The organism is Paenibacillus paeoniae (genome assembly GCF_003388735.1).
In the GTDB taxonomy this organism is placed as follows: domain Bacteria; phylum Bacillota; class Bacilli; order Paenibacillales; family Paenibacillaceae; genus Pristimantibacillus; species Pristimantibacillus paeoniae.
Window position 1 is genome coordinate 88,820 of the sequence record NZ_QUBQ01000001.1, and the last position, 23,634, is coordinate 112,453.

Here is a 23,634-nt window from a genome sequence, read left to right on the forward strand (position 1 = left end):
TAAATGCAATATTCGTTATAAGCACGACGCGCTATAACTTCCGTGAGACCAGCGGTCTCCGGGTGAACTCCTCAATGTACCGATTTGATGCGATGGGAGCTCACAAAGCTAAGGAGGGCAAAAACCAGCTGAAGAGATAGTGCGATCATTATGCCGGTCAACAGACCCCAATGCAGCGTATGGCTAATGGCAATAAAAGCACCGCCGATCCCGATGCTTAATCCCGGACTGAAAGCGTCCGTAAATTGAAGGCTGGCAGATACTTCTCCTTCTTTGCCTGTCTGTGTATGCTGCAATGCAATAGCCCCTGTGGTTGGGTGGGCCAAGCCGATTCCGAAACCGGTGAAGACCTGTGAGAGAACGGCAAATACGATTCCGCCTCCGGGCAAACTTACAGACAGCATAACAGAGATAACGCCCACGATCATAAAGCCGATGCCGCTCATGACACGTTTATTACGACCATGGCCTTGATCTCTGCTATCAAGCTTGGACTGGAGCCAAGCAGCTGCGGACCAGCTTAATGCACCCGCTGCGACAATGAGTCCTGCAAGATCAGCAGGCAGTTTTTTTACATCGGTTAACGCAAGGACTACATAACTTTCTGTAGCATGATAACAAGCGACAAACAAACCTCTCGTCAAAATGGTCGCTGGCAAGCCTCTTTTTGCACTAAACGTACCTTCAGGCAGCAGTTCTCGCAGGGGCATGATCATCAAAAGTACGCCAGCTATGGACAGCGATATTCCCCTCCAATCCGTAATCATTCCTAGCCCGCTTAACAGCATTCCCGTTCCGATAGCCAGCAATATGGCGCAGCCTTCCTTACGGCCGGTTTTTGGGGCAGTCTTGTCTCTAGTTGAATATTTGCGGAATGCGGGAAGCGTTAGAACAACGGCTAGACCAATGATAGGCAGCACTAGCCAAAACACAGCTCTCCAAGAAAAATGCTCCGTTAATAATCCCGCGACATAAGGACCTATGAGTGCGGGCAAAATGTAAGCGGCTGAAAACATTGCAAGTATTTTGGTTCTCAGATGATTCGGATAACCTAGAGTGATCATGTAATACACGCATGTAATTACGGCTCCTGCTCCAAAGCCCTGCAGCACTCTCCCGGATATGAGCATAAGCATGTTCACAGAAGCAGCCGCTACTATAATTCCCGCTAAAAAGACGAGAATCGAGACGACAAACGACGCAAACACGCCGTTTCTGTTCATTCGTTGTCCAATAATCATAGTTCCTATGATCTGCGCCAATAGGAAAGCGCTAAAGATCCATCCGTACAAATGAATGCCCTGCAGCTTTTGCGCCACACTTGGAGCAATCGTCGTAATAGCCAATCCTTCAAAGGCTACCGTCATCACGGCAAGAATAATGCCAATCGTCAGTGCTCTGTATGGAGCGTCAAAAATGCCTGTTTCTTTTTGGGTAGTATTCATCTTGTATCCTCCGCTTTTTGTTGCTATGTCATTAATTGTCTTAGCAAGTATATGGGGTGTAGATAAACTAGACTATTAGAGAAAATGATAAATAAGTTGGTTTGATGATAGTGGTCGTAGCAACTATTTAATCTGTCTTTTTATACCTATAATGCTAATCCGCTTGGTTTCTTCTGTGGTTCGTAAGGCGAGATAAGCGTGACACCCTCCTTTCCCTGAGATGCATTATAAATCCTTTACATTGTTGTACATCGCCGTCAGAACTCTTCTGAATGTTTCAACATCCTCTTCAGACAAGCCGTTGATTGTGTTTTGGTACGCTTCAATGGATGGAGCCAGAATGTCTTCTTTTATGTTGTGACCCTTGGGAGTCAAATAGACACGTAACGATCTTCGATCGGTTTCATGCGTCACACGATAAATAAAGCTTTTCTTCTCAAGCTTGAACAACATACGCGCCACATTGGTTTGATCTTTATGAAGTCTTTCCGCTAGCTCTTTTTGGGTAATCCCTTCTTTCTCCCACAGGACGACCAGTATCTCCCACTGATCCACTGTAATATCGAACGGATTAACGACCTTTTGATAATAGTTGTTTAATTTAAGGGCTGCTCGCTGTACATTAACACCAATATATTTTTCTAATTCCAAGAGGAGGCTCCTTTATAATAGACACGATTATAGTTGTTGCGACTATTATATTTCCGCATCAAGGTTCTGTCAACTGATGAGCAGGTGATAAAAGGCTTAGAGGGGGCATTCCATCCCTCTCTCCAAGCCTTTTTGGTGATAAAGCAGGTTTAGCGGTATCCGGTAACATCCGCCGGTTTGCCGGCATCCTGCACTTCCGTAATGTAGCGCCAAGCATCAGGTCTGGAGCCATCGAGATCATAGATGCCGTATACCTTTGCAAGCTCGCCGCTTGATGTGGATTGGCCGCTCCATCGAGATGCCTCCGGGTCACTGGCTAAGGCGGCGATACCGCGGCCGATGAATCGCGGCGTTTCGGAGATGGCAAAGTGCGGCTCGCGTACGAGCGCATCCTGCCAATTCTCTTCCGTTACTCCATAGATCTCCAGCATAATTTCGGAGCGGAGCCAGCCCGGTGTTACTGCGAGTGCCGTACACTGATGGGGAGCAAGATCATGGGCTAACGACTTGGCCATACGGATAATCGATGTCTTGGCCAGATCGTAATAAAAGGAAAGCCGATAGTTCGCTTCATTATACGTTTGCGTGCCATCCGTTACCTCTACGACAAGTCCCTTAGGCTGACGGATCAGCAGCGGCAGCGCATAGTGGCTCGTAATGATATGCGTGTCGATGGCCAGTCTCAATATGCGCATGCCGCCTTCCAGCGAATGCTCCCAGACGGGAACATTCCATTCCACCATATACTCACCGCCCCAGATGTCATTGATCAAAATGTCCAGCCGACCTTGTTCGCGCTCGATACGCGCGATCAAAGCCTCAACCTGAAGAGGATTGAGATGATCGACCTGCACGGCGATCCCGATGCCACCGACTTGATTAATCAGTTCCGCGGTTTCTTCAATCGTTTCAGGACGGTTGTATTCCGATCGTTTCGCCCGTGTTGTGCGGCCAGTCACGTAGACGGTTGCGCCCGAAGCGCCAAGTTCAATTGCAATGCCTCTGCCCGCGCCGCGCGTACCACCAGCCACCAAAGCTACTTTTCCCGATAATGATTTCATTTTACCAAGCCCCTTTCATTTCATATTCGTTTATTATAACGTTATGAATACGACAACTTATGTCGTATATAATGATCTGATATAAGAGTTAGTAATCAGGATTAACCTGCACAGAGAGGCTTGAACTATTTTGCCATACTATTCAGAAAGCTTCTGGAGATGGTACAATGAGGGCAACCAAGGAGGAGAATGATGATGAGCGCTATTAAACATATGGTTGTTTTTTCGTTGCATTCAGGCAAAGGGGATGCGGAATCGGAGCGTTTTTTACAAATCAGCCAAGAAGAGCTGGCAGCGATTCCGGGTGTTGAACAGTTCCAAATATTTCATCAGGTCAGTCCGAAAACGGATTATGATTATGGTTTCTCCATGGTATTTGCAGATGAACAAGCGTATGCAAGCTATAATGATCATCCGGTCCATGTTCGTTATGTTCAGGAGCGTTGGAAGACAGGGGTTAGCCGTTTTCAGGAGATCGATTTAGTGCTTCACCAATAAAATGACAGCCCTTCACATCAAACCGTGAAGGGCTGTCAGAGTGTCGATAAAGTCCTATGAACTTTTCAGTTGTCGGGACTTTTTGTTTTAGAAGCAATAGGTATTTCATCCGACTGAAGGCGGTGAAAACGTCTTGGAGCGGACGGAGGATGGCTTTCATGGACATTAGGGCGATGAGACCGACTTAAAGTGGATTGAGGTCTGCCCTCATGGACATTAGGGCGATGAGAGCGACTTAGAGTGGACGTAGGCCGGCATTCATGGACATTAGGGCGATGAGACCGACTTAGAGTGAACCGAGGTCGGCCTTCATGGACATTAGGGCGATGAGATCGACTTAGAGTGAACCGAGGTCGGTCTTCATGGACATTAGGGCGATGAGACCGACTTAGAGTGAACCGAGGTCGGTCTTCATGGACATTAGGGCGATGAGACCGACTTAGAGTGAACCGAGGTCGGTCTTCATGGACATTAGGGCGATGAGACCGACTTAGAGTGGACGTAGGCCGGCTTTCATGGACATTAGGGCGATGAGACCGACTTAAAGTGGACGGAGGTCAGCCTTCATGGACATTAGGGCGATGAGACCGACTTAAAGTGGAAGGAGGTCGGCTTTCATGGACATTAAGGCGATGAGACCGACTTAGAGTGGACGGAGGAGGTTGGCCTTCATGGACATTAGGGCAATGAGACCGACTTAGAGTGGACGTAGGCCGGCTTTCATGGACATTAGGGCGATGAGATCGACTTAGAGTGGACCGAGGTCGGTCTTCATGGACATTAGGGCGATGAGAGCGACTTAGAGTGGACGTAGGCCGGCTTTCATGGACATTAGGGCGATGAGAGCGACTTAGAGTGGACGTAGGTCGGCATTCAAGGACATTAGGGCGATGAGACCGACTTAAAGTGGATGTAGGCCGGCTTTCATGGACATTAGGGCGATGAGATCGACTTAGAGTGGACGGAGGTCTGCCTTCATGGACATTAGGGCGATGAGATCGACTTAGAGTGAACCGAGGTCTGCCTTCATGGACATTAGGGCGATGAGAGAGATTAAAAAGTCTACAAGCAGTATCCGTGCCTGCCTCCTATGGGCGGCAGTGACAATGTGTGGTCCCCAGACAACTTTCAACGCTGAGAGAGGGCTGCTTTACAGGCACTCTCAGCTTGTCGAGACTTTTTCAACAGGCTAACAGCCCTTCACCTCAAACGGTGAAGGGCTGTATTATTGCATGCTTGGCATTCTTGCATGGTTAGGATAAGGGGCTCGCCGCTCGTTCTATTGTCAGGTGTGTTAGCCTTTGGCGATTGGGTGATTAGATTGCTTATGAGTAGGAGGCTGACCGATCATTCGAATGACCGCTTCAGGAATGATCAGCAGAAGGGCGATGGAACCGTATACGCCGATTGTATAACTGTCGGGGTATTGAAAACCGAATCCCCGATGAAAGAGGGAAGCGATGAGATGAATAAGCATGTTGGTAAAACAAAAAGCATAACTGCGAATCATCCAGTTCCGGTGCTTGATCATTTGTTTCTTCCTAATATAAATGAGAGCAGTAAGGGTAATTGCCGGCCAGATAATATTTAATAAATTGAACCCCATACTGCTAATCTTCCCGCCGGTAGCGTAAGGTGCCATATAGCCCGAGGTAATGACGACTATCAGTACGGACACGATGTATAAGTAACCGTTGATACGGTGAAACCTGCGATGCTTTTCAAGTACTCGTCCAGAGAAATTGATGAGGCCCGAAGCCATCGCAAGACAGGCAAAGGCGACATGAATGTACATGACGTTCAACCAAAGCGGGAGTTTAAGCTCGCGTTTAAGTCCCGTCTTATAGCTTAGAAATCCATGGGCTCCGGGATCGATCAGGAAATTTTTCATCAAAGCGTAACTGATAAAACCGATACTGATTAAGGCTAAAACGCGGTATAAGGTTTTCCGACGGTTCATTTTGTTCTTTTACCTCCGCGGTTCCTTTAATTAAGATACATGATCCCTATGAGGACACTCTTATCCCCGTAAGCTTGGAAGCTGGAAGAATACCAGCTTTGGCAATACCGCTCATCCGGTCACCCTCCGCAGTCACCTCGAATTTGAGATTTAAACGCATAGGTTTTGAAATTTGAAGCGACCATGCAAGCTTCTCGTCCAGCAGCGTGGGGGCGATGAATTCAACCGTCTCGTCTCCTTGCGTAGCCTTTCCCTGAATGATCCCGTTGCTAGTCGAAATCGCAAGTTGAACTTGAAGCTTCCCGACCGGAGTAGCGATTGTAGTATCCCAATTTCCATTGAAGCTTGAGGCCTGTATATGCTCTTCATTGGGATGAGCCTCGCTTGCTGTGACTTCAGCCGACTCCTTGCCAGCTTCTTCTTCCTTTCCTTGCTGCTGTACGGGCGCCACTCCGGTATTTCTCCAGACGGTTCCTCTACGTTCAAATTCGAACAACTGCTCTACCGAATGTGCAAGGCGAGGTCCAAGCTCACGCTCCACCAAATATAACGCTACATCCAGACCGGAAGTGACACCACCGCCGGTTACCAGATGGCCATCATCTACAATACGCGCCTGGACGGGGATTGCACCGGTTGCTCCCAGCAAATCCATGCCCAGATGATTAGTAACTGCTGGTCTGCCTTCCAGCAACCCGCCCATAGCGAGAATGAGTGATCCGCCGCATACAGTAGCCACAATCGTACCCTGTTGCTCTAGCGCCTCTCCAACTATACTCGTTAGTTCAGTACGCATAGCACGATTGAGAATAGCCGGAATCGAATCGGGGCTGTTTCCTTCGATCTTGCCGGAAGCACCTGGCACAACAATAATGCCCGTACGCTGAGGGTTCAGTCGGCCGGTTGCCTCCATCTTGACTCCGTTAATACCGCTGGTCACAAGTCTCGGCCCCTCGGCCGTAACCAGCTCAACGGTTAACGCGTGATCGGTATTCATGGCAGCAGCGCAAAAAACTTCATAGGGTGCAATCGCATCCAGCAAGTCGAAACCATCAAACAATACAACTTGAACATGTAACATAAGTAATGCCTCCTTTTTCAAGCACATTTGCTTAGCATGTGACAGGATTAGCGTAACAAACGAATCTCTCGAACAACGCTGCAAAAAGGTCACAAAACGATAAACAAAGCATCACAGAATGGCAGGATACGTTTGTGCAAATCGGAAAGATGATAAACTTGTAGGTAGAGGTGGGATGGTATGGGCGAGGCATATACGATTCTCGTCGTGGACGATGATCGGAGTATCGTGGAATTGCTTAGAGATTTTTTGGAAAATGAACAATTTGAAGTGATAACGGCTTGTGACGCCGATACAGCGTGGACTTTGTTCCAGCAGCGTTCCATGGATTGCATCGTGCTGGATATTATGATGCCGGGAGAGAACGGGTTTGAGCTATGCCGCAGAATTCGGAAGGAAAGCAATGTCCCAATCCTATTCCTGAGTGCTCGCAGCGATGATGTGGACAAGATTCGGGGGTTAACCTTGGGCGGCGATGATTATATCGTGAAGACGGCTTCACCCGGCGAGATCGTCGCCAGAGTCAAAGCGGTATTGCGGCGAACGTCGTCCAGGCAAGCCATAACTGAGAGTATATTGGATTATGGACGCATCAAGGTTAATTTGACAGCAAGAGAAGTGACAATCGAGGGGAAAAATGTTGTGCTTACACCAAAGGAATACGAACTGCTGCGATTATTTGCCGAGCATCCCAGACAGGTGTTCACTTATGAGCAGTTGCTCGACAAGTTTTGGGATGGGGTAGGCGATAAGCATACGATACGGGTACATCTCAGCCGACTGCGCGAGAAGATAGAGGTTGATCCCAATCAACCGCTGCTGCTGATCAATGTTTGGGGAGTCGGTTATCGCTTTGAGGGGGGCTAAGATGAGGACATTGCGCATTCGCTCATTTCTTTTGCTTTGCTTCTTTCTGTTGCTTTTGTTGCCTTGGATCTTCTATGTGACCGCTTATTTTCTGGAAAATCAGTCCCTAAGCTTTATGCATAACCGGCAGCAGGACAAGGTGTTACAAAGCCAACTAACCGACACGATTCCGTTCATTGAAGCGGGCTCAGCGAAGTGGTTGGATTCCGAGTGGCAGCAACAATTGCACGCCCGACTGGAGCATACGAAGCTGGATGTAGCTCTTCAATCTCCATCGGGTCAGGATATGTATCGGTCGAATCCGGAGCGACGTGGTTCATTGTCCTCTACGGAACGATTTTACATCATGGAGGATGGGCAATTGCTCGGCAAAGCCATCATCTATCTTCCAAGGTCCAATCAGATTCCTGTAATATCGGCAATTGCAGGGCTGATGCTGGCTTTCTTTATCATTGGTTTCGAAATGCGAAGATTCCTTCTTAAACCGTTGGAGGGAATGAGCGCGTCTGCCAGACAAATTGCAGCCGGAGATTGGGATGTCACGCTGCCAACGTCAAGGATGACCGAAATCGCCGAGGTCCGTGATGGCTTTGACGTCATGGTGGAGAGCATTCAAGCCTCGTACCGGAAACAAGCGGAGCTTGAGGAAGAACGCCGCTTTGTCATTGCCGCTGTCGCACATGATTTGCGAACGCCTCTATTCGCTTTGCGGGGCTATTTGGATGGGCTGGAGCAAGGGATTGCGCGGTCGCCGGAGAAGACTGCCCATTATTTGGCGGTCTGCAAGGAAAAGTCGGCGCAACTGGATCGGCTGGTAGAGGATCTGTTTACTTTTACGAAGATGGAGTATGCGGAGACGGCGCTGAAGAAGGATCGAGCGGATTTGTCATCTGTTATTCGGAAGTCAATGGACAGTGTAGAGCCGATCGCTCGGCAAAAAGGCATCATATTCAGGAGCGATTTGCCAGAAGGATGTGTCGTTAGCGGCGATGCGCACTTGTTGGAGCGCGCCATTAACAATCTGTTGGACAATGCCGTCAGACATTCTCCTTCTGGAGGCAGTATAGTCATTCGCTGTGGTAAAGTGGACTTGAAAGTGACGTTTGCGATACGCGATACAGGACCGGGCTTTTCAAAGGAAGAGCTTCAACGCGCCTTCGAGCCGCTATACCGGGGGGAAGCGTCCAGAAACCGTTCAACAGGAGGGAGCGGACTGGGGCTGACGATTTCCCAAAGGATACTGAGAAGTCATGGTGGCGAGCTTGCCGTAAGCAACCATGCAGACGGCGGAACTGAGCTGACGGGCTGGCTTCCTTCAGAAGCTCTGGAGGACGAAAGGGTTGTCGCCCCCTTGCAATAAAGCATTTGGCGATTTTCTTGATTAATACGAGAGTTGGCAATAATTGGACGAAAACTTATAAAAGCAGATTGCGATGCCTTTTGGCTCGCAACCTGCTTTTTTTCGGAATACGATTCTTTAAGCCAAAAGCCAATCATCCCATGAAGACGGAGGTTGAAAAGCACGGAATATTGGAATACAGAATAAGGAGACATGAGTACGGGCGATTAGAAATGAGCTGAGCATAGGCAACGAAGTAATTGGGTATTGTGTTTAAATCCCTTAACCGAGATAATAAACGTTGTCTCAGACATGAGGACAAGCTTGTACGATCAATCGATGGGAGGCTTTGAATGTGAATTATGCAGATTCGGAGTGGATTCCGTCTAACTTTCCGTCATATACTTCTGCGGGTATTATATCGCTATATGGCACTTCGAACCTTCCCATCTATCCAATAAACGAAAGCAGCACGGTGCTGATTGCTCTGGCCAGCGGCAAAGGAAGGTTGCAACTGGACGACGAGAGCTATGAATTGTCCGAAGGAAGCGTCTTGCTTTTGCCGGTGAATAGTGGGGCTGCCCTAACAACGAATCGCCAGCATCCGCTTCATGCGTATTTACTTAAATTGAATCCGTCTGAATCGATGATGAAGGGTTCCTCCCATACAGATGGTTCTTGGAGGAGCAGCGAGATTCTATCCCGACAAGAAATAAGTTTCTTGGCTTACGAGCCTGGCATTGTGGCCAAGCTGGAAGATATGTATGTCCACCGTGTACCCGCACATGAAACCAGACATATACAAAATCAAATTCTTTTGCACGAAATTCTTCTTCGCCTGCTTGAAATACAGCAGAAGAAAGAATCGGAGAATGATCAGCCCAGCATGGAACTCAGTATGGCTTATATGGAGCAGCATTACGGTGACAAATTGTCACGTGAGCAATTGGCGGCCATTGCAGGCGTCAGCCCCTCCCATTATTCGACCCTGTTCAAGCAGCTTACGGGATTATCGCCAAGCGAATATTTGACCAGGCTGCGGGTGCATAGGGCGATCGAACTGCTGATGGGCGGCACGGGCACGTTAAGAGAGATTGCGCTAAAGGTCGGGTATAAAGATGAATTTTATCTTAGCCGTCGCTTCAAGCAACAAACGGGAGCCTCCCCCTCTCATTATAGACACGGACATGGAGCGGTGCCGCGGGTGGCCGTATGGCTTATCCCTTATGCGAGTCATCTATTGCTGCTTGGCGTGGAGCCCGTGGTGACCATTGCGGAAAACAGCGAGTATGTAGACACCTCTGAACACGAAAGACCGGAAGCGATGAGGTTTTTGGACATAAACAGCTCGCTGGATCAAATAAAGTCGGTACTGACTGATCAGAAAATTGAACTGATTATTGCAGCTAATCAGCATCTCCAGCATATGGGACTTCATTCAGGTCAATTGCGTTCGATTGCACCTGTTCTGGAGGTGTCCTGGATGGAGGTGGGGTGGAAAGAACATTTGCGTCTAATTGCTCATGCTGTCGGGAGAGAAGAGCGTGCCGAGCAGTGGCTCTCCGTGTTTGAAGAAGAGGAAATGGAGGCGAGGGAAAAGGTAAACCGGCATGAAATCGCTCATGAAGTCATTACGATTCTGGTCATTCGACCAGGGAGAATGCTTGTGTATGGGGGGCGAAATGTTGGTTACGTCATGTATCAATCTCTGGGGCTGCAGCCTCCTGCAAGGATTAAAGCCGAGATGGAGATGCATCGTGATCAATTTCATTCGGTATCCATTACGCTAACAGAGCTTGTTGATTACGGGGGAGATCGAATTTTGGTGGTGGTGTATCCTGATGAGAAAGGCTCCACCGCACATGCGGAGCCCATTCTTCAATCCGACGTATGGATGGGACTATCCGCCGTACAGCGGGGACTCGTCTATTTTCTGGATAGGGACGACTGGATTCCGTATAATCCTGTGTCTATTCGCCTGCAGCTTCAACGAGCGGTAGCTTTGTTTGCACCCGATAGTTAGCCTCCAGAATTTACGAATTTGGTTTATAGGCTGTCAGATAGGTTCAGTCGCCATCATGGCAGCCCATAATCCAAGCTCCATTCCGTACAAAAAGCCATGGTGCGCCGTGTCTTCAGTTCATATAATAGGCTATGTGAATCAGAACAAAGCTATGTAAGGATGACGATGGACATATGAAGCTTCGGCTAGGCAACTAGATCAGGGAACTGATGCCGACAGCGAAGCGAATGTTTGCCGAATGCATGAGTAAGGCATTTTTTTTATCCCAGTCATTGATAATGATAATCACTATTATGGAATAAAGACTACATCTTGCCTTTTGTCCGAATCTGTCATCCTATCGCTTATTACAAAGGAGAGAATCTTAAGTTATGAAAAAACTGCTTATTCCGTTCTGCCTATTGTTATTAGTTGCAGTCATCAGCGCTTGCGGCAATACGAATAATGGCGGCACTACCAGCCCGTCTCCATCTCCGTCCGATGCAGGACAATCGAGTGCCGACACGTTTATTTATCAATCGGAAGACGGACCTGTTGAAGTTCCTTCAAATCCGCAACGGGTCGTTGTACTGACTCGCTTCCTGACCGGTAATGTGATGGCGCTGGGTGTGCCTGTTGTCGGGGTGGATGAGATGTCGAAGGAAAACCCAAGATTCGAAGAGCAGCTGAAGGATGTTGAAGTTGTTTCCGATGAGAGTATCGAAAAAATTATGGAGCTGGAGCCGGATCTGATTATCGGGCTGGCTGGTATTAAAAATGTAGATAAATTCAAGCAAATCGCCCCAACGATAACCTATACGTATGATAAGGTGGATTATCTGGAGCAGCAGGTGGAAGTCGGCAAGCTTCTGAACAAGGAGAAGGAAGCGCAGGCTTGGGTAGATGATTTTACGTCCAGAGCGCAAGAAGCCGGAGAAGAGATTAGAGCAAAAGTCGGCGACGATGCAACGGTGTCTGTCATTGAGACGTTCAGCAAGCAGCTTTACGTATATGGTGACAACTTCGGACGCGGCACGGAAATTCTGTACCAGCTGTTTAAGTTGAACATGCCGGAGAAGGTTAAAACAGCAACGGAGAAGGATAGCTTCTTCGCCGTATCGACGGAGGTATTGCAAGATTACTTTGGCGATTACGTGATTTTCAGCAAAAATGAAGAAGAGGACAATTCGTTCCAAGAAACACAAACCTACAAAAACATTCCTGCTGTTGAGCAAAGCCGTGTATTTGAAGCGAATGCCAAGTCGTTCTACTTCAGAGATCCGCTTAGTCTGGAATACCAACTGGAATTTTTCAAGGAAAGCTTCCTCGGCCATAATTAAAGGGTAAAGCAGAACCGAATCGACACTGGTTGTACTTAGGTACAGCCGGTGTTTTTTCTGCTTCATGGCCAGTATGATGATGAACAGGACGCAAACAAAGAAGGATCAACAAGCTGAAAATTTTTATTGATAAAATTACAATATTTACAAACAAACACGAGAGCTTATCCGTCTATATAGTCAAAACCTGTGGAGGAAGAGTGATCTTGAATGGGAAAGATCTCGTCGTTAATAGCAGTCAGCTTCTGGAGTGTGCTCATTATGTTCTTGTTAGTCTCATGCACCGATACAACTATGAATTCATTACCGCTGTATACAGAAGCGATAGACTACTCGACGCCCTTGCCAGCCTTCCATCCTTCGACGAGCCCGTCTTCTGATGTAACTGATTTGCAAGAAGAAACGCAATTCGTTGTACTGCCGGTTGACCTCAGCGTGTATTGTACGGATATCGAAAATGGTTTTACTATTGAATATAAGGAATCGGAGACCATTCAAACTCATGTAAGCCAGACATGGGTATCGCCAAAGATGGACGGCCTGTCCTATGGCGTTCATGTCTTGACTACCCGCGGCACGTACAATAGTAAGCTGTCTTTCGTACAAAGAGATGCGGTTGTTGTGAATCCTGAGACGGGTGAATTCAAAACTTACCCGCTTTATCATAACTTATATCAAAATAATGAAACTAACGATGAGTTTGCGGAAGGGTATGGCTTTGCGGATGAGCGTTTCTTCATCTATATAGCGATGACCAATGAGGAGGTTCCCCATCGTTACCGATATCAGATCATGAAGTTGGATATCCTAACAGGAGAGAAATCGACAATAGTGGCAGATGTAAGGGAGTTAGCGGATCTGGAGGGCTACGCGAATAACTGGATGAATGAATCCAGTGATACCTTAGTCTTCAACAGCTTTAATAAAGGAATGCTTGGGAAAGTGAATTTAAATACGGGAGAATGGACCAGCCTGGCGGAAGGAATCAGGCACTCATGGCCATTCTATATGACCTCCATTGCTCCTGACGGCGAGAGCTTCTGGCATACGAGTCTGGATTATCGCCAGTTCAGACTGTACAGCAAGGAGGGGCAGTTCTTCAAGGCTCTTCCCTTTGGGGACAATGCACAGGCAAGACTGGTTTTGTGGAGTCCAAGAGGTCAATTCGCGTATTTGAATTATACCTCTGAGAATAACGAAATAGTGGAGCAACAGGATCATACCGAGTTCATGGAGATCGCAACGGAACAAATTTTCGTCTATGACCGCAACGGTCAGGAGAGGGGGGTTCTGTCTAGCCATAAAGACAAGCGTTACATCGAATTGTTGGGATGGGCCTCCTATGAGCAAGAGACGGCCATAGTGCATACGTATAGCTGGGAGTCCTTTGAAGGGGTAGTCGATCAATATGAGGAGCTGGGTAGAAAAATACGTTCCGAATTTCAAATGTATGATCCGGAGCTTGCCGTTTATCAGAAGTTGAAGCTGGTCAAAGACGTTAATCTGCTTAAGCAGCCTAGAGCAGTATTACAGCATCATTATGGAACGTTGTATGCTGTAGACAGGGAGCTTGGGCTTATCGCAGAGGTTTCGTCCAATGGGACGTGGGTCGACAGCGGCAATCCCGAGGAGCTCGTCTATGTTGTGAATGACGGGAGTAGCGGCGAGGAGCAGACTTATGTTCTCCATAAGGGGGCTGAGAACGGCAGCACACCGTTTCAGGCGCTGGATTTGAGGCCTTATAAAATGACAGAAGGCAAAGTACTGTCCCGCGACAGTATGAGTTATATGACGATTCAATGAAAAAGAGCCGAAGGGCAGCGTATTCGCTCTCCTTCGGCTCTTTTGATACTCTAGCTATGATGTTGTACCTCATGCTTGCTTCATTTGACTACATTAGACTACAGGGCGCTGCCGCCGAAGATCATGCGGTGTTCCCACTGCGTTCCTTTGATGGAATCGACGCGAACGCCGCCGCTTTTCTGGGAATACGTGTGAAGCACTTTCCCGTCGCCTAGGTACAGAGCGACATGTGTTACTTTTTGCTTCGACTTATTGAGCTTCGAATAGCTGGATGCCGAAGACCCTTTGTAGGACATAAAGAAAACGAGATCGCCGCGTTTCAGACTGGACCAGCTTGTCTTCACTGTAGAGTTCTTCTTCACGTAACTTGCTTGAGTGGCGGAAGATCCGGGCAGTGTAACGCCTGCCGCTTGTTTAAAGATATGCTTGACGAAATCGGAGCAATCGAACGTTCTTGTATTGCTGCGGTTCGATCCGAATTCGTAAGGCGTACCCATATACTTGCCGCCGAGCTTAATTGCTGCTTCAATCTTGGAAGACTTGCTTGACGCCGTTGCGGCGTATGCCGTGTCCCCCTGATGCTGTAGCGGTGTGATGCCGGTAACGAGCAATGCTGTCGTGACGGCTCCTGCAATAAGTGTTTTTGCGAATATGTTTTGTTTCATTTGTTCGCACCTCCTGGTTGGTACAACTACCGTAACATAGGGTTTGGAACCGTTTTAACCCCACAAAATATGGTCCTGTGCCCAATACTGCCTCTTGAGGCGGGGATGCGACTCGACCTAAGTCTAGTGCAAAAACCGCCAAAAGTCCGTTTTATAAAGGGTTTGAACCATCTATACTAAGTACATAAGCAAGAGCTGCTGAACATGGTCAATCAACAAAAATGAATAAATTCTAATAGAAGAAAGGAGAGAGATTTGGATATGAATGGAAAAAACGCACTTGGTATCCTGCTAGTTGTCATTGGCGGTCTGGCTGTTTTGAAAGTTTTCCATATTGATTTGGGCTGGATATTTGGACTAATTCTCCCATTCATCCTGATCGGCTTCGGCGTAGTAGGGTGGATGAACAATAAGAAAATAATCGGCGGTGTACTGATCGCGATCGGCGGTATCATGCTGATGGGTAAGCTCGGCGGAATCTTTATGCTCTTGCTGGCAATCGGGCTTATCGTAGTCGGAGTATCGCTGTTCACAAACAAGAGATCGTATTAAGATAAGTATAGATAACTGGGTTAGGAGGACACATAGATGAGCATTGCACGTCGTATCCGGGACATTACAGTTGCAACATTGAACGAGAGATTGGAGAAAGCGGAAGATCCGGTGCGGATGATCGATCAGTTCCTTTGGTCAACGAGGGAAGATATCATCCAAGCGGAGAAGCTTCATCAGCAGTACGCCAATCACAGCAATCATCTGCGTGGACAATGGCTGCAGGCAGAAGCTCAGAAGGAACGCCGCGAGCAGCAAGCGATAACAGCGCTGAAGGCGGGCGAAGAGAACATGGCGCGGATCGCGCTTCATGAGAAAACGAGCTGCGAGGAACGCTCCGCACAATACAGGGAGCTATACGAGCAAAGCCGGCAAAATACACTGGATCTGGAGGAGCAGCTGCGCGAGATGCGCAGTGAATACCAGACGGTCTACGATAAGCGGGAATATTATACGGCACGCATGGAATCGGTCCGATTGCAGCAGCGCATGAACAGCAGGCATCATGGCGGTGTATCCGACGGTGCTCATCCGGGCACGATGTTCCGCCAGATGGAGGATCGCATCAGCGATCTGGAGCAGGAAGCCAGAAGCTTGCGGGATGTGCGCAGAATGGGCAGAGAGTTCGATCAAGGAGGCGTTGGCAATACGGTCAAGTCCGTGATTGAACGCGAGCTTGCCGAATTGAAACGCAAGCTTGAGAAGGAGGGATGGTCGTCTTGAAAAAGCTATATCGCTCCAGACGGGATAAGAAATTGCTCGGCCTGTGCGGCGGGGTAAGTGAAATGCTGAATGTGGATGCCACACTTATTCGAATACTGCTTGTTATCGTCACTGTCCTATCGAGCGGTATGGCCATCTTCATCTACGTTATCGCAGGCCTTGTTGTACCGAAAGAGCCGCCCATCTACGGCGCGTTCGGTCCGAACGGCTACGGCAACGGCCCGAACAACGGCTTCGGCGGCGGTTATGGCGGCGGCTTCGGCCCTAATAATGGTCCACACAACGGTCCGCATAACGGTCCTCACACGGGCTATAACGGCGGCTTCAACCAATATGAGAACAATAATACGCCTCCTAACAATTGGGGCACTTCATACGGCAAGGAAGAGCCTGCTGCAGGCTCGCAATTCGATAGCATGATGGACGATCTGGAGAAAAAGGCATTGCGCCGCGAGATCGAGGAACTGAAAGCCAAATTAGCGAAACAGGAGAAGGGAGAATAACACTATGGGAATCTTTAAAAGAATGAAGGATATGACAAAAGCATCTATGAACGAGGTACTGGACAAGCTGGAAGATCCGGTTGTTATGCTTAATCAATATTTGCGCGATATGGAATCCGAGATTCATCAAGCAGAAGTAACAGTAGCTAAGCAAATGGCGAACGAGCGCCGCATGAAGCAGCGCCTGGACGATTCTGTACGCAATGCGGCAGAGCGTGAATCGAAGGCGGAAGCAGCGCTTCGCGCCGATCAGGAAGAGCTGACTCGTAAGCTATTGGAAGAAAAGCTATACTTCGATCAGAAGGTAGTGGAATACACCGATCTTCATACACAAGCGAAAGCACAGGCTGAAGAGTTGCTCCAGCAGCTGCATGCGATGAAAGAAGAGTTCTATCAGCTTCGCAACAAGCGCAACGAACTGGCGTCCCGCGCTCAAGTAGCAAAGGCGCAGAAGCAAATGGCGCAGCTAAGCTCCAATCATACGATTGACAGCGGCACGGCATCGCGCGGTTTCTACCGGATGGAAGAGAAGATCATGCAGCTGGAAGCGGAAGCGGATGTGCTTCGCACACCTTACTCCACTTACGGCGGGAGCAGCACGTCTGCACCGGTAAACGCAGCGGATCTTGAGAAGCGCATGAAAGTTGATGAGCAGCTGCAAGCTCTCAAAAGCAAAATGAATGCTTCGGCTCCTAGCTCAACCGAAGGGCAATAAGAGCCAATAAAGGATGGAAGCAGCGGACCGGCTACCGGTCTGCTCTTTCATGCTTTTTTCAGGGAATCGCAAGCTTGGCCGTAATGGATGCCTTGCGCATAGATGAACGGCCCCATAAGGAGCTGTAGAAATGCAGGATCAAGAAAAAAACGTCGGAGATCAGCTCAAAGCTGCAAGAAGGCGCAACGCCGTGGAGACGCTCCTGTGGCTGCTTATTATCCTTTGTCTCGCTGTAATTTTGCTGCAGGGCCTCGACATCGTTGAGCCTTTCATGCTGCAGGGCAGATGGGCGATCGTTGGATTAGGCATTGTAGGAGCTGGACTGGCGGTTACAGCGCTTAACAGCTATTTGCAAAATTCCAAGCTGAAGGCCGCCCTTAAGCGTCTTAGCGAGCAACCGCGAAAGCGCAGCTACAACGTGACGATAAGTGACAATCATGCAGAAGCCGGGGAAGAGAATTCGGAGCGGGAGAGCGACGCTCAGTGGACGGAGAAAGTAAGATTCACAGCGGTATTGGAGGAGCGCCAAAGATTGGCACGCGAGCTTCATGATGCAGTAAGCCAGCAACTGTTCGCCATCTCCATGACGGCAACCGCGGTCAGCCGTACGATTGAACGGGATTGGGAGCGTGCCAAGCGGCAAGTGCAGCTGATCGAGGAAATGGCCGCGGTGGCTCAGTCCGAGATGAGAGCGCTTCTGCTCCATCTGCGTCCGGTACATCTGGATGGGAAAAATCTGGGACAAGCTCTGACGACGCTGGTTGAAGAATTGAAGCAGAAGGTGCCCATGGAGATCATCCTTGAAGTGGATGAGTCGATTATGCTGCGGCCGCAAGCCGAGGATCATTTGTTCCGAATTGCACAAGAGGCACTGTCTAATACGCTTCGTCATTCCAAGGCGGACAGTATGCGCATCAGGCTGCTTCGACTGGACAATAAGACCCATATGACTCTCCAGGATAACGGTGTCGGCTTTGATCTGGAAGCGAAGAAGCAAACCTCTTACGGCTTGCTGACCATGGAAGAACGCGTGAACGAGCTTGGCGGGTCCCTTCAGGTGATCTCTCAGCCGGGAGAAGGCACTACCATTCATCTTTGGGTGCCAATGGACGGACATACGACAGGCAGTTAGGACTGAAACATAGAGAAAAGGAGCGGGGAATATGGAGGAACCGATCAAGGTGCTGCTGGTAGACGATCACGAGATGGTTCGTATCGGTCTCGCAGCCGTACTCGATACGGAAGACGGGATTGAAGTGGTAGGGGAAGCAAGCAACGGAATCGATGGCATCAGACTGGCGCAGTCTTACAAGCCGGATGTGGTGCTGATGGACTTGGTCATGGAGGGCATGGACGGTGTCGAGACGACAGCCAAGCTGCTGGAGATTCACCCTGATGCCAAAGTCATTGTGCTGACCAGCTTTATTGACGACAGCAAAATTTATCCGGTTATCGAAGCGGGTGCGTTCAGCTATCTGCTGAAGACATCGCGCGCTAGCGAAATCGCGGAAGCTATTCGTGCAGCCGCCAGAGGTCAGTCCGTGCTGGAGTCGCAGGTAGCGGCCAAAATGATGAACCGCTTCCGTGCGCCGAAACAGCAGGAGCAGCCGAAGCTGCATGACGATTTGACGGAACGTGAGATGGATGTGCTGAAGCGAGTGGCGCAGGGCAAGTCCAATCAGGAAATTGCGGATGAGCTGTTCATCGGCGTCAAGACCGTTAAATTCCATGTGACGAATATTTTCAATAAGCTCAATGTCGAAGATCGTACGCAAGCTGCAATCTATGCGCATAAGCAAGGGATTGCGGACTAAGTCGACAAGCCGCGCCTATGTTCTTGAAGCAGGGCGAACAGCGCTTCGTCTTCGTGGATCGGAATGACGGGCACAGTCGGTTCCGTGGCGAGGCTCCTTGTAGTGCAGGTTATTTCATTGCCTGTAGTTGCCAAGGCCTCAGGCCAGCATACCAGCGCAATAGGATGGCTAACGGCTTGCAGCAAGGCATAGTGCGAGACTTCTCGGGCAAAGACGATTTTGGGATAGGAGGCGCTCTTGAAGCCTTCGATTAGAATAATGTCTACTTCTTGCTGCATGGAGGCGATTAACGTATCTAATTCGGTGTTCGTTTGCTTCAGGATAGCAGTACGGGTAGATGAGGTAATGGCGGTTATATCGGCTCCTGCTGCTTGATGCTGCCACGTATCGGTACCCGGCGTATCGATCTGGAAGTCATGCGCGTCATGCTTGATCGTGCCGACGCGAAGTCCTTCTCGTTTATATTTCTCCGTTAACCGGCAGACCGATGTGGTCTTGCCGGTGTTTTTGTATCCTACGAGTTGAACAATAAAAGGTGCTGCTTGTTGCTGCTTATGGATGGACGACATAGGGCCTCCTTGGATAAATAGGATAAAGGCATGACGTTGCTGTCGGATGTTTACTAGAGTGTAGCATATGTAAGATAAAGCGGCTTCATCAACCTGTTCCCTCTATACAGGTGAATCAGATTTGCAGGCCTGCATCTGCTCATTACGGGCTATCCAGCCTGTACATTCGCTATGGTACAATAAGACCAATCATCATCGATTTTCGGAGTGAAACATTGCAGGGTTGGGGGAATCCGGGTGGCTGAGGATTGGAGCTTGGAGAGCGTTAGAAGTGAGGGGAGCGACGGACGATTCAATCGTCGCGCGATCAAGGTAGAGGAGGCGCAGCGGCGCGTTCTTGCCGCTGCCCGGACAATCGCAAGCGAGCTCGTGCCGCTTGCGGAAGCCGGCGGCCGGCGGCTCGCGCAGCAGCTGCTGGCGACGAGCGACTGGCCGCCGTTCGCGCGCGCCGGGCTTGACGGCTATGCCGTGCGCGCAGCCGATACAGCGCAAGCGTCGCCGGCGTTCCCGGCAGCGCTGCGCGTCGTGGATACGATCGCGGCGGGCGGGCTCGCCCTCGCGGCCGTGGAGCCAGGCACAGCTGCGCGCATTATGACCGGCGCAGCTGTGCCCTCAGGGGCCGACGCGGTCGTCATGCTGGAGCAGACCGCGGAGGGCATGGCCGGGGGCGAGAGGGCGGCCCTCGTCAAGGCGGCCGCCCGCCCCGGCCAGAACGTGGCTCCCCAAGGCGAGGAATTCCGCCTGGGGAGCCCGATTATGGAGCCCGGCGAGCTGCTGCGGCCGGGCCATCTTGCGCTGCTGGGCACGTTCGGCTATGCCGTCGTGCCCGTGTACAGGCGCCCTCGCGTCGCGGTATTCGCCACAGGGAGCGAGCTGCTCCCTGTGGAGGCTCCGCTCGCGCCGGGCCGTATCCGCGACAGCAACAGCGCCATGGTCGCGGCTATGATTCGCCAGCGCGGCGGCGAACCCATCCTCTGCGGCACGTTGCCCGATGAGCCGGAAGCGGTAAGCGAAGCCCTTATCCATATCGGCGGAGATGTGGACCTCATTGTGACTACGGGAGGGGTATCCGTAGGCGACTATGACGCCATGGCTTTGCTGCTTCGTGAATTGGCCGACTTTGATTCGCAGTTCGAGGTATTCCCAGATTCCTTAGACATGCTATTGTTCAATCGTGTGTCGATGAGGCCGGGCAGCCCGACATCAGCAGCCTGGATAGGTGGAAAGCTTGTCCTTGCGTTATCGGGCAACCCCGGTGCTTGCTTTGTAGGATTCGAGCTGTTCGCCGCTCCTGCGCTGCGCGCCATGCAAGGCGATCCCAGACCTGATCATCGCAAGGTTCAGGCGGTACTCGCCCGCGAACTGAAAAAAGGAAGCCCGCACGATCGTTATGTGCGGACTTCCCTACTTTATGGCGACGATGGTCGAGTCTACGCAGACCCGCTTGCCTTCGGCAAGTCGAGCATGACGGCTTCTATTGCCCAAGCGGAGGCGCTCGTCGTTATACCATCAGGATCATTGGGCGCAGAGGCAGGAAGTATCGTTGAAGCCTGGATTTTGCCGCAATAAGCTTTAATAATATTTGTTCAAGATAACCCCTCTAAGCGGGAGCGGCCAGTAGGTTTGCATCGCACCGTAATATAGCGCATAGGGATATGCTGCTGTGAATGGGAGACGGAGCAGGTCAATGGCGTTGCCCTGCTCCGCGAAGCTTAAGGACTTTTTTATATCCTGAATCAGACCGTCTGCTCCAAGCAGCAGCCGTCTCAGCTTGTCGCTGTCCTCCATGCTAGCTATCTTCTCCGGAGGAGTAATAAGTGCCGCGTCCTTTGAATATCGTCGCGTGGCGGCCATTCTGCTCTCTTGTCCCCGCCCGACTTCCGTCATGGCTGAATCCACTCCGGTACCTCTCCAGCGGAAGGCGTCATCCGGGCCTCTTTCAATGCCAAGGGCTGCCATCGCAGGATGTCGCAGTGCAAGCTCGACGGCCTCCCACACTTCAGGCTTTAATTGGTTTTTATGACTACGGTAGCTGCCCTCCAGCTCATTAAGGAGTTTTGTCAGCTCCTGTATTTGCAAACGGACGAATGAACCGTTCCGAATGCCCGCATCCCGGCCAAGCTCCTCAAGCATGAGATCCAGCCTTCTTTGCGCGTCTTGCGACTTCTTCAGCCATTCTGCCGCGCTGCCCGCCGCATCGCTATATAATCGACTCCAATTCTCTCTATGAACGACGGGAGCCCGCTCGAAGGCAGTCAGCCGATAAGCCGCGTAGCGATTCACCGGCTGCAGCTTGGTATAGTGATTGGTTCGTTCAATTCCATGTATAGATCGAGAATAAACTGTCATTGCCCGTCCTCCCTCAAAAATAAGTTAGGCTCATCATAGCTTAGAGGAGACGAGAAGGCTGGCGAATGGCGGAGGCGAAGCTTGACGATTGCAAGCGAAAGCGGAGGAAAGCGCTCGCCTCGTGCGCGGGTTCTGTCGATTACACCGCCAGGAACACAAAAGCGATGTCGTCCAGGTCAAGCTTAAGCGTGTCATCCTGACTTGCATCGCTTGCGGACGAGGCAGGAATATGGCTCTCGGAAGCGTATTTAGTAGGAGAATGGCTCAATCCCACAGCTTTTGCCCGTTTCTTTTTCTTTTTGCCTGCCGCCAGCGGCAGCGTCTCTTCTTTGCTTGGACCTTCATCTTTTTTCGCCGCAAATGCATCTTCATATGGTCCTCTTCTGTGATGTACGGCTTCACCGCCGCTATAGGGATTGCCGAGAACAAGCTTGCCGCTTTGGCAAGAACGAATGATTCCGATTTGCCTGTAGCCTGATTTGAAAATGACCACCACCGGCATCCCGCCATACGTCGACAACACTTCTTCTCTGAGCGGATAAATCTGTTCCATTTCACCAGTCACCTCGCGAGTATTGTTGCAACCAGTGTATTCACCCCCAGGGCGAACGTGTATAAGCCAATTTCATGGGAGGCAATGGTATGTATATTCCGGAAAAATCGGCGTTCCATCTAAGCGCGTCTTCAGCATCGCGAGCTGTAAAACGCAAGCCGCCCCGTAAAAACCGTTTCTTTGGCATGGCGGGTGCGCTAATGATTTTGGCTGTTCTAATATTCATTGCGCTTCTTCTCTCCAAATCCGATACCCAAAATCAGTCTTCCATAAACCAGCTTCGGCATGATCTGTCCAAATTATGGAGCTGGGCCGACGAAACGATGCAGGGCGGAGCCACTTCCGCTGACTGGCATTTACGATGGCAGGTAGACGTGACTCGAGCCGAAGATTATGAACGCTTGGCCGCTATTTTGTTTGCTGACGCCTCGGGAGAGCCGACGGACAAGACGGTATTGAACGATGGGAAAACGATGCAAGGACGCTGGCTTGGAGCGGACGGGGTTCTTTCCCTTCATATGGTGGAGCAGACCGATGCAGGAGTTCGGCTGCTCGTAATGCTGGATCAGCATGCGGACGAGGGTGTGAGGCTGGCTGCGCTTCTTGCCGATTCGGTCGGAATAGCCGGCAGAATCGGGCAAATATCCAATCATACCACTATAAGCGTGAAGACGAATGGAGTTGTCTCAAGTCCGGAGCAAGCTTCGAAGCTTGAGCGGTTGTCTCAAAGCAAAGTGCTGGAGGAATATCAGGACCAGGGGACGCGGAGCGTCACGTACAGCTCGGCCCTCTTGCAGACCTCTCAGCCGATCGGCAGAGGGAGAGAGGCGAATCTTCAGATTGCCATTCATGAACACACGGAGAAAGGAACTGTAGGGCTGACGATTGGCGTGCCGCTCATTACAGGAGAGTTTGGTGCCGTGGAAGCAGTAGATGCTCCTTCCGTGACGAAGTAGAGAATAGCTGTTGTGGGGGCTTCTCGAATGACTGGATTGAGGGCGGCTCCGGTTCATTTAGTACGCTGGGGGTTCATTTGAATCATCACCAGATGGCTTGGCTGATCCTTGCAGTCTGAATTTTGCGGAAACTAGGCTGGCGAAAACTTCTGATTATTCTGCAATCAGAAGAACTTGTACAACTTATC

23 protein-coding genes are annotated in these 23,634 nt (G+C 50.1%); 14 read left to right on the plus strand and 9 right to left on the minus strand.

Annotated elements, in window-relative coordinates; translation table 11 throughout:
• Positions 1 to 71: 71 nt before the first annotated feature.
• From DX130_RS00470 to DX130_RS00480, 3 genes are all read right to left on the minus strand, one after another.
• Positions 72 to 1,445 (minus strand): MFS transporter, encoded by a 1,374-nt coding sequence (locus DX130_RS00470; RefSeq protein WP_116041981.1) that lies wholly within the window; start codon positions 1,443 to 1,445, stop codon positions 72 to 74.
• Between the two features lie 225 nt (positions 1,446 to 1,670).
• Entirely contained in the window at positions 1,671 to 2,096 is a 426-nt protein-coding gene (locus DX130_RS00475; protein WP_116041983.1) for a MarR family winged helix-turn-helix transcriptional regulator, read from the minus strand.
• Between the two features lie 149 nt (positions 2,097 to 2,245).
• Positions 2,246 to 3,157 (minus strand): SDR family oxidoreductase, encoded by a 912-nt coding sequence (locus tag DX130_RS00480; RefSeq protein ID WP_116041985.1) that lies wholly within the window; start codon positions 3,155 to 3,157, stop codon positions 2,246 to 2,248.
• A 195-nt stretch (positions 3,158 to 3,352) separates the two neighbouring features.
• On the opposite strand from DX130_RS00480, the gene DX130_RS00485 reads away from it, so the two are divergent.
• Complete coding sequence (locus DX130_RS00485; protein WP_206098748.1) at positions 3,353 to 3,655, plus strand: Dabb family protein; 303 nt, start codon at positions 3,353 to 3,355, stop codon at positions 3,653 to 3,655.
• Between the two features lie 1,294 nt (positions 3,656 to 4,949).
• Here DX130_RS00485 and DX130_RS00490 read toward each other — a convergent pair.
• Both DX130_RS00490 and DX130_RS00495 read right to left on the minus strand, forming a co-directional pair.
• Positions 4,950 to 5,615 carry a DUF2306 domain-containing protein gene (locus DX130_RS00490; RefSeq protein WP_116041988.1) on the minus strand — a complete coding sequence of 222 codons (666 nt, stop codon included), beginning with the start codon at positions 5,613 to 5,615 and terminating at the stop codon, positions 4,950 to 4,952.
• 46 nt (positions 5,616 to 5,661) lie between these two features.
• Positions 5,662 to 6,696 carry a DJ-1/PfpI family protein gene (locus DX130_RS00495; protein WP_116041990.1) on the minus strand — a complete coding sequence of 345 codons (1,035 nt, stop codon included), beginning with the start codon at positions 6,694 to 6,696 and terminating at the stop codon, positions 5,662 to 5,664.
• 180 nt (positions 6,697 to 6,876) lie between these two features.
• Here DX130_RS00495 and DX130_RS00500 point away from each other — a divergent pair, with 180 nt between their 5' ends.
• The 5 genes from DX130_RS00500 to DX130_RS00520 all read left to right on the plus strand — a co-directional run bounded on the left by DX130_RS00500 (position 6,877) and on the right by DX130_RS00520 (position 14,047).
• Positions 6,877 to 7,563: a response regulator transcription factor gene (locus DX130_RS00500; protein WP_116041991.1), complete on the plus strand. Its 687-nt coding sequence runs from the start codon at positions 6,877 to 6,879 to the stop codon at positions 7,561 to 7,563.
• 1 nt (position 7,564) lies between these two features.
• Positions 7,565 to 8,923, plus strand: coding sequence for a sensor histidine kinase (locus DX130_RS00505; RefSeq protein WP_116041993.1), 1,359 nt, complete (start codon positions 7,565 to 7,567; stop codon positions 8,921 to 8,923).
• Positions 8,924 to 9,257: 334 nt separating this feature from the next.
• Positions 9,258 to 10,925, plus strand: coding sequence for a helix-turn-helix domain-containing protein (locus DX130_RS00510; RefSeq protein WP_116041994.1), 1,668 nt, complete (start codon positions 9,258 to 9,260; stop codon positions 10,923 to 10,925).
• A gap of 371 nt (positions 10,926 to 11,296) precedes the next feature.
• Positions 11,297 to 12,244 (plus strand): iron-hydroxamate ABC transporter substrate-binding protein, encoded by a 948-nt coding sequence (locus tag DX130_RS00515; RefSeq protein ID WP_116041996.1) that lies wholly within the window; start codon positions 11,297 to 11,299, stop codon positions 12,242 to 12,244.
• 210 nt (positions 12,245 to 12,454) lie between these two features.
• A complete protein-coding gene (locus DX130_RS00520) occupies positions 12,455 to 14,047 on the plus strand; it encodes a hypothetical protein (RefSeq protein WP_116041997.1) in 1,593 nt (530 codons plus the stop codon).
• A 98-nt stretch (positions 14,048 to 14,145) separates the two neighbouring features.
• Here DX130_RS00520 and DX130_RS00525 read toward each other — a convergent pair whose 3' ends face one another.
• The gene (locus DX130_RS00525; protein WP_116041999.1) at positions 14,146 to 14,712 is read right to left on the minus strand and encodes a C40 family peptidase; all 567 of its coding nucleotides are present in this window, start codon (positions 14,710 to 14,712) and stop codon (positions 14,146 to 14,148) included.
• 261 nt (positions 14,713 to 14,973) lie between these two features.
• On the opposite strand from DX130_RS00525, the gene DX130_RS00530 reads away from it, so the two are divergent.
• The 6 genes from DX130_RS00530 to DX130_RS00555 all read left to right on the plus strand — a co-directional run bounded on the left by DX130_RS00530 (position 14,974) and on the right by DX130_RS00555 (position 19,019).
• Positions 14,974 to 15,264, plus strand: coding sequence for a LiaF transmembrane domain-containing protein (locus DX130_RS00530; RefSeq protein WP_116042000.1), 291 nt, complete (start codon positions 14,974 to 14,976; stop codon positions 15,262 to 15,264).
• Positions 15,265 to 15,300: 36 nt separating this feature from the next.
• Complete coding sequence (locus tag DX130_RS00535) at positions 15,301 to 15,987, plus strand: PspA/IM30 family protein (RefSeq protein ID WP_116042002.1); 687 nt, start codon at positions 15,301 to 15,303, stop codon at positions 15,985 to 15,987.
• A complete protein-coding gene (locus DX130_RS00540) occupies positions 15,975 to 16,490 on the plus strand; it encodes a PspC domain-containing protein (protein ID WP_206098749.1) in 516 nt (171 codons plus the stop codon). Before DX130_RS00535 ends, DX130_RS00540 begins: the two co-directional genes overlap by 13 nt.
• A 4-nt stretch (positions 16,491 to 16,494) precedes the next feature.
• Entirely contained in the window at positions 16,495 to 17,205 is a 711-nt protein-coding gene (locus DX130_RS00545; RefSeq protein WP_116042006.1) for a PspA/IM30 family protein, read from the plus strand.
• Positions 17,206 to 17,335: 130 nt separating this feature from the next.
• On the plus strand, positions 17,336 to 18,337 hold the full coding sequence (locus DX130_RS00550; protein ID WP_116042007.1) for a sensor histidine kinase: 1,002 nt from the start codon (positions 17,336 to 17,338) through the stop codon (positions 18,335 to 18,337).
• A gap of 31 nt (positions 18,338 to 18,368) precedes the next feature.
• A complete protein-coding gene (locus tag DX130_RS00555) occupies positions 18,369 to 19,019 on the plus strand; it encodes a response regulator (protein WP_116042009.1) in 651 nt (216 codons plus the stop codon).
• On the opposite strand, the gene mobB is transcribed toward DX130_RS00555, so the two are convergent.
• Positions 19,016 to 19,588, minus strand: coding sequence for a molybdopterin-guanine dinucleotide biosynthesis protein B (gene mobB, locus DX130_RS00560; RefSeq protein WP_116042010.1), 573 nt, complete (start codon positions 19,586 to 19,588; stop codon positions 19,016 to 19,018). The genes DX130_RS00555 and mobB overlap by 4 nt on opposite strands.
• 237 nt (positions 19,589 to 19,825) lie before the next feature.
• Between mobB and DX130_RS00565 the strand changes: the two genes are divergently transcribed.
• Positions 19,826 to 21,157, plus strand: a complete 1,332-nt coding sequence (locus DX130_RS00565; protein ID WP_240643971.1) for a molybdopterin molybdotransferase MoeA — start codon at positions 19,826 to 19,828, stop codon at positions 21,155 to 21,157.
• 3 nt (positions 21,158 to 21,160) lie between these two features.
• Here the strand turns inward: DX130_RS00565 and DX130_RS00570 are convergent, their stop codons facing one another.
• Both DX130_RS00570 and DX130_RS00575 read right to left on the minus strand, forming a co-directional pair.
• Positions 21,161 to 21,937 carry a hypothetical protein gene (locus tag DX130_RS00570; protein WP_116042012.1) on the minus strand — a complete coding sequence of 259 codons (777 nt, stop codon included), beginning with the start codon at positions 21,935 to 21,937 and terminating at the stop codon, positions 21,161 to 21,163.
• A 139-nt stretch (positions 21,938 to 22,076) separates the two neighbouring features.
• A complete protein-coding gene (locus DX130_RS00575) occupies positions 22,077 to 22,490 on the minus strand; it encodes a hypothetical protein (protein WP_116042014.1) in 414 nt (137 codons plus the stop codon).
• Between the two features lie 89 nt (positions 22,491 to 22,579).
• On the opposite strand from DX130_RS00575, the gene DX130_RS00580 reads away from it, so the two are divergent.
• A complete protein-coding gene (locus DX130_RS00580; protein ID WP_165861093.1) occupies positions 22,580 to 23,446 on the plus strand; it encodes a YwmB family TATA-box binding protein in 867 nt (288 codons plus the stop codon).
• The last annotated feature ends 188 nt before the right edge of the window (positions 23,447 to 23,634 follow it).

Bases quoted from the DNA above. Each gene is read 5' to 3' on its own strand.
- DX130_RS00470 (WP_116041981.1), bottom strand. From the start codon at position 1,445: ATGAATACTACCCAAAAAGAAACAGGCATTTTTGACGCTCCATACAGA.
- DX130_RS00480 (WP_116041985.1), bottom strand. From the start codon at position 3,157: ATGAAATCATTATCGGGAAAAGTAGCTTTGGTGGCTGGTGGTACGCGC.
- DX130_RS00485 (WP_206098748.1), top strand. From the start codon at position 3,353: ATGAGCGCTATTAAACATATGGTTGTTTTTTCGTTGCATTCAGGCAAA.
- DX130_RS00490 (WP_116041988.1), bottom strand. From the start codon at position 5,615: ATGAACCGTCGGAAAACCTTATACCGCGTTTTAGCCTTAATCAGTATC.
- DX130_RS00495 (WP_116041990.1), bottom strand. From the start codon at position 6,696: ATGTTACATGTTCAAGTTGTATTGTTTGATGGTTTCGACTTGCTGGAT.
- DX130_RS00500 (WP_116041991.1), top strand. From the start codon at position 6,877: ATGGGCGAGGCATATACGATTCTCGTCGTGGACGATGATCGGAGTATC.
- DX130_RS00505 (WP_116041993.1), top strand. From the start codon at position 7,565: ATGAGGACATTGCGCATTCGCTCATTTCTTTTGCTTTGCTTCTTTCTG.
- DX130_RS00515 (WP_116041996.1), top strand. From the start codon at position 11,297: ATGAAAAAACTGCTTATTCCGTTCTGCCTATTGTTATTAGTTGCAGTC.
- DX130_RS00520 (WP_116041997.1), top strand. From the start codon at position 12,455: ATGGGAAAGATCTCGTCGTTAATAGCAGTCAGCTTCTGGAGTGTGCTC.
- DX130_RS00525 (WP_116041999.1), bottom strand. From the start codon at position 14,712: ATGAAACAAAACATATTCGCAAAAACACTTATTGCAGGAGCCGTCACG.
- DX130_RS00530 (WP_116042000.1), top strand. From the start codon at position 14,974: ATGAATGGAAAAAACGCACTTGGTATCCTGCTAGTTGTCATTGGCGGT.
- DX130_RS00535 (WP_116042002.1), top strand. From the start codon at position 15,301: ATGAGCATTGCACGTCGTATCCGGGACATTACAGTTGCAACATTGAAC.
- DX130_RS00540 (WP_206098749.1), top strand. From the start codon at position 15,975: ATGGTCGTCTTGAAAAAGCTATATCGCTCCAGACGGGATAAGAAATTG.
- DX130_RS00545 (WP_116042006.1), top strand. From the start codon at position 16,495: ATGGGAATCTTTAAAAGAATGAAGGATATGACAAAAGCATCTATGAAC.
- DX130_RS00550 (WP_116042007.1), top strand. From the start codon at position 17,336: ATGCAGGATCAAGAAAAAAACGTCGGAGATCAGCTCAAAGCTGCAAGA.
- DX130_RS00555 (WP_116042009.1), top strand. From the start codon at position 18,369: ATGGAGGAACCGATCAAGGTGCTGCTGGTAGACGATCACGAGATGGTT.
- mobB (WP_116042010.1), bottom strand. From the start codon at position 19,588: ATGTCGTCCATCCATAAGCAGCAACAAGCAGCACCTTTTATTGTTCAA.
- DX130_RS00570 (WP_116042012.1), bottom strand. From the start codon at position 21,937: ATGACAGTTTATTCTCGATCTATACATGGAATTGAACGAACCAATCAC.
- DX130_RS00575 (WP_116042014.1), bottom strand. From the start codon at position 22,490: ATGGAACAGATTTATCCGCTCAGAGAAGAAGTGTTGTCGACGTATGGC.
- DX130_RS00580 (WP_165861093.1), top strand. From the start codon at position 22,580: ATGTATATTCCGGAAAAATCGGCGTTCCATCTAAGCGCGTCTTCAGCA.